4 protein-coding genes are annotated in these 5,415 nt (G+C 58.8%); all 4 read right to left on the minus strand.

The annotated features are described in order from the left end of the window. Positions 1–175: 175 nt before the first annotated feature. The gene (locus IGS60_RS28095; RefSeq protein WP_230506889.1) at positions 176–1,255 is read right to left on the minus strand and encodes a tartrate dehydrogenase; all 1,080 of its coding nucleotides are present in this window, start codon (positions 1,253–1,255) and stop codon (positions 176–178) included. Between the two features lie 40 nt (positions 1,256–1,295). Then, positions 1,296–2,786 (minus strand): DUF3482 domain-containing protein, encoded by a 1,491-nt coding sequence (locus IGS60_RS28100; RefSeq protein ID WP_230506890.1) that lies wholly within the window; start codon positions 2,784–2,786, stop codon positions 1,296–1,298. Further along, complete coding sequence (locus IGS60_RS28105) at positions 2,783–4,261, minus strand: DUF2868 domain-containing protein (protein WP_070223772.1); 1,479 nt, start codon at positions 4,259–4,261, stop codon at positions 2,783–2,785. Before IGS60_RS28105 ends, IGS60_RS28100 begins: the two co-directional genes overlap by 4 nt. A 62-nt stretch (positions 4,262–4,323) precedes the next feature. Further along, positions 4,324–5,013, minus strand: coding sequence for an acid phosphatase (locus tag IGS60_RS28110; RefSeq protein WP_230506891.1), 690 nt, complete (start codon positions 5,011–5,013; stop codon positions 4,324–4,326). Between the last annotated feature and the right edge of the window lie 402 nt (positions 5,014–5,415).

A 5,415-nucleotide genomic window follows, 5' to 3' on the forward strand; every position in this document is an offset into this window, starting at 1 on the left:
GACAAAGCGTTGTGTTTGTCAGCTGCGAAGAAGGAAGAGTATGAAGCGTTTCGGCTAATTCGTCAACCTTCTTTTTTGCCGTTTGCTACTGCATCCGGCTTCCTCTGTTTCGCTAAAACCACTGCGTCTCATTGGGGAGGCGAACTATAGCAAAGCCACTCAAAGGCGGCAAGCTTTATTTCAGCAATTCGGCAACCGCCATGCCCACATCGGTCGTACTGGCGCTGCCGCCCATATCCGGCGTACGCGGACCATGCTCGAGCACCCGCTCGATGGCGTGCACAATCGCGTCATGCGCCGCCGTGTAATTGGCATCGCCATTACCGAGGAAGTCCAGCATCATGGCGCCCGACCAGATCATGCCGATCGGGTTGGCGATATTCTGGCCATAGATATCGGGCGCGGAACCGTGCACCGGCTCAAAGACGGAGGGGAATGTACGCTCCGGATTGATATTGGCCGATGGTGCGATGGCAATCGTTCCCGTGCACGCAGGTCCCAGGTCAGACAATATGTCGCCAAACAGATTCGAAGCGACCACCACGTCGAAACGTTCGGGACTCAATATAAAGCGAGCCGCCAGGATGTCGATATGGTATTTATCCCAGCAGACCTCGGGAAAGCTCGGGCCCATCGCTTCCACCCGTTCATCCCAATACGGCATGCTGATGGCAATGCCATTCGACTTGGTCGCCGATGTCAGGTGTTTTTTAGGCCGGCTTTGCGCCAGCTCAAACGCATACTTCAGGATGCGGTCGATGCCTTTGCGCGTAAACACGGATTCCTGCAGCACCATTTCGCGCTCGGTCCCCTCGAACATGCGTCCGCCCACGGATGAATATTCTCCTTCCGTATTTTCACGCACCACATAAAAGTCGATATCGCCCGGCTTTTTATTCGCCAGCGGACATGGCACGCCCGGCATCAGCCGCACGGGACGCAAGTTGACGTATTCGTCGAATTCACGCCGGAACTTCAGTAATGAACCCCACAGCGAGATATGATCGGGCACCTTGTCCGGCCAGCCCACGGCGCCAAAATAGATGGCGTCGAAATCCTTGAGCTGCGCGAACCAGTCCGAGGGCATCATTTGCCCGTGTTCCAGGTAATAGTCGCAATTGGCCCATGCCATCGTCGTAAACTGCAGGTCGATATTGAAACGGCGGGCGGCCGCTTCAATTACACGCAAGCCCTCCGGCATGACTTCATTGCCAATGCCGTCACCGGCGATGACGGCGATTTTATGTATGCTCATGGGGGAAACCCTGTTGGAAATAGACGATGGAAGCCCGTATTTACATCTGCTGCGTCACGTCCGGGTACAGACGCGCCAGCACATCGGCAGTGATCGCCGTGATGATGGGCTGCACACATTCGGCAGCCAGTTCATTGGACTTCGCGCGGCGCACCTCTTTCCATAACTCGACCAATGCGCTCTCATGACGCGCCACCGCCTGCTCGACTTCATCCTGCCAGAAGGCCGGCGCCTCGCTTTCGACAAAGTTGCCGCGGCCACGGCCAAAGTGCGCCACCGCCAGGTAACGCAGCACGCCCGCCACCACCAAGGTGCGCAGGAAGGCATCGGTAAATTGCATCGTGGGCTCATTGCGGTCCGTTCCGGAATTAAAGCCCCAGGCTGCGCCCGCAAACGTCAACGCACCAACCACACCGCCAAGCAGGGCGCCCGTGCCCAAGGTCAGACCGCCGGAAATCAGGTCGGCCGACAGCCCTGTCGCCGCACCGGAAATCATCGCGCCCAATAGCCCGGCTTGCGCCTTGTCGATCGGCGCGCGCACGGCGAAGTTCTCCCGTATCCGGCTATTGATCTTATGCGCGTCGGTCGGGTCGAGTTTGTGCAAGATCAAAAGCTCACGCGTGGTGATACCGCTGTGCGCATTAAGCCGCGCCACCAGGCTGGCCATGGCCTTTTCCTGGCGTTGCTGCTCTGCGTTCTTGCCTATGCCAACGACCTGCAAGGCCGATTTCAGCAGCCCCTTAGAGGCGGGCTCGATGGCTTCGCGATCCTGCCCGGCCACCGCCAGTTGCGTGGCCAGCAAGTGCATCGCCTGCCGGAAACGTGCCGTATTCTGCTCTTGCCAGGCAGCAAACAAACGCGCATAGCCTGCTTGCTGCGACTGCGGCAACAATTTACCCACAGCTTCGTAAAACACGCGTTCATGCACCCAGCAGCGGGCAAAGGCATCGAGCGCCAGGACATCGCGCACGATTGGATACTGCTGCAAATGCTCGCGCCAGCGCACCTGCTCGCCATGTTCCTCATTACCCGGACGCGGCGGCCCCATCTGATTGAGCAAGACCACCACAGGCTTATCCAGCCAGGCGAGGATTTTCATTTCCGCCGGCAAGTAGCCCGCATCCTTCGGATGTTCCGAGGAATTCACCAGGTACAACACCACGTCGGCGGAGTCCTTGGCCGTGCGCAGCGCCTGCTGGCTGAGCCAAAACGGGCGGTCGCGATAACGGTCCAGCACTTCACGCAGAAACCAGCCGATGGGATTGCCTGACTGGCCCAGGCGCTTGAGCAGACGCACGGAGTCGCCAAAGCCGGGCGTGTCCCACAATTGCAAAGCATCACCCTGTGGCGTGGCCAACAAGGTATGCGATTCGGCAAACACGGTTACGTGGGCAGCGTCGCGCACTTCGCCCACATCCACGCCGACGAGGGTACGCGCGAGTGTTGTCTTGCCATTATTCGTGTGCGAAATCAGCGCAAACTGAATCTGCACCGCGTCATCTTGCACATCTTTATTCACGTTCACACTCATGCTGCTGCCGATACTTTCAAGCCGACACCGGCATCAAGCGGGTGCAAGGCAGGGTTGAGCAAATTGACCACGGTGGCCGTGGCTTTATGGAACTGGCAGAACTGCTGCCACAAGGCGACCCGTTCCGCCAGACGCGCGCCGTTATCCGCCTGCTCGCCCGCGCGCTCCAGGTAGCTGGACTCGTCGATCAGGACAGCGATGCCGCGCGCCGACGATTGCACCAGATAATCGAGGAAGGCCCCGTGATTTTCCTTTTCCGGCGTCGCCGTCAGATTGAACAGCACGGCCGTGATATTGACTTGTGGATCGTTCAAGTCCGTGTCGCGCAAGACGTCCTGCGGCTCTTCGCCATACGACGTTGATGGACGCAGCATCATGCGCCCCTGCTCGCCAAACAGCATGAGGGCGATTTGCCCCAGACCCTTGTGGCGTGCCTCATCGACAGTAAAGCTGTAGGGCAAGACGCGCAGCATGCCGCCCGTGGCCACACCGATGCTTTCATTAAGCTTGCGGAAATACGGCTGATCGAGATCCAGCGGAAACTGCCTGGCCAGGCGCGCGGCGCGCCAATTATTGACCAGGGCCAGGATCAGGCGGGGGACGACCACCAGCAGGAAAATCGTCGCCGCATACAAATGCACCCAGCGTGCGCCGCCTTCGACGGTCGTTGTTTGCGGGAAGCGCAGCGCTTCGATTTCCGCCAGCGAAAAACCTTGTAAGTGAAACAGGGCAATGGCCGGCGCAAACAGGGTCGACAGCAGGCTGTGCACCTGGCCGGCATTCAGAAAGGTGCTTTCCCAGCCGGCCGCGTATTGCGACAGAAAACCGCGCGCATACAACGAGGCGACGGCGCCAATGGCAAACATGGCAGCGCTCAAGTGGATTGTACGGCCCAGGCGCGCGGCCGTCAGCTTGGCGCTCAAATGCGCCCATTCCCCCATGAAGCTGAGCAAGCCCGAGGACAATGCGTGCGGCAGTTTGCGCGGCAAGGCCAACCGGCCCACGCTCAGGTGGCGCACCAATCCCGCCTTCGGCCAGCCCAGGGAATGCGAAGGGATGCATAGCCAAATCAGCAAGCCCAGGTAGACCAGCACATTCCAGGCGATGATCAGCAGCAAGGGCGCCGACAGCAAGTCGACGCGATGGGGGTCCGTTATACGGTCCAGTCCGGCGCCCAGCAGCAAAGCCAGCAGGGGCAAGGCCAGCGCCATGGTCTTCATGCCGTTGCGACGCTTCGCGAAAGCAGCGAAGGCGGGAGTGCGCTCGGTGATGCGCTTGAGGATCAGCTCGGAACGCTGCTGCAGGAAATCGTCACCCGTGACTTCGGCCTGCTTGCCCGAAGCTTGCCACTGCGCAAGCTCACGCGCACTGCGGCTGGCATACATGCGGTCATCCTCGCTGAGGACTTCTTTTTTCTGGTCGGCCGTCTCGATAGCACGGACCAATACCACTTCTCTCGCAATCTGCTCGTTCATGGTGCTCCTGTTTTTGTATGAAACGACAACTCGACAGGCAGATTGTGACGTACTTTCGTGTTTCAGGCCAACGCGTCCTCGGCCCGGAACAAATGATGTAGCAGATAGATCAGGAAAGAAGCAATCCAGGCAGACCACAAGGTGTGTGTAAAAAATTGCGTACCTTGCAACTGTTGCTGCCAGCTTGCCGCCAAACCGCACAGCAGCATGACGCAAGCGAGCAGCAGCGCCGTGCGTGGTCGCCCGGGCAGACAGAACAATGGCAAGGCCAGCATCCACCAGGCAGTGTTCGCCTGAGTAGCAGGCAGGCATGCCATGGCAGATGCGCTGGCTGGCAATGTTTCCAACAGGCGCGTGTACGGCTCCAGTCCACCATAACGCAACAAATCCGTGGGACAGGGCACGTCGCTGAAGGAAGAGAGCAAATAGATGCTTAGCGGCACGAAGATAGCCGACAGCGCCACCACGCGCAAGGCGCTGCGACGCGAAGCAAGCCAGGCCAACGGACGCAAGGTGTCCCACACGGTCAGCCCGATCATGACGGCGCCAAGCAAGATCATACCGATCTGAAAACTGCGCGCCCACACGCTGTCAGCGCCGACAAATTGTCCACGCGCACCGTCGAACATACTGTCGGCAATCATGAGGTCGAGGTTGCTGTAATTACCGATCCAGAGTATCAGCATGGCCGACAGCATCAGGATGCTATCGATGCCTTTGGAAGTTTTGACAAGTTTAAGCTTGGACAGCATGGGTGCACACGTTACTTGATGAGAATGGACATCATCGTACAGTGTCAATATGAAGAGAACATGACGGTGCCCGCCGTGCACAACATGTGGTGATAAATGAAAAAGGCAGCGCGCAGCGCTGCTTTTTTTTTCGCCTGCTGAACAGCCGGGGTCAGCCCCCCTCACACTGACCGTAGATCGGCTGATCGGGCAGGCCGGCGCAGGCCGGCGTAGGTCGGCGTAGGTCGGCTTAGCGCAGCGTAAGCCGACTGCACCCGCGGCACCCAGCAAAACCGCCAGACGAAAAAAAACCCCACCGGAATCCGGTGGGGTTTTTCTCTTACTGCGAATAACAAGCCTGACGATAACCTACTTTCACACTGGTTGCAGCACTATCATCGGCGCAAAGTTGTTTCACGGTCC

The sequence above is a fragment of the Janthinobacterium sp. FW305-128 genome (assembly GCF_020858135.1).
GTDB lineage: Bacteria > Pseudomonadota > Gammaproteobacteria > Burkholderiales > Burkholderiaceae_D > Janthinobacterium.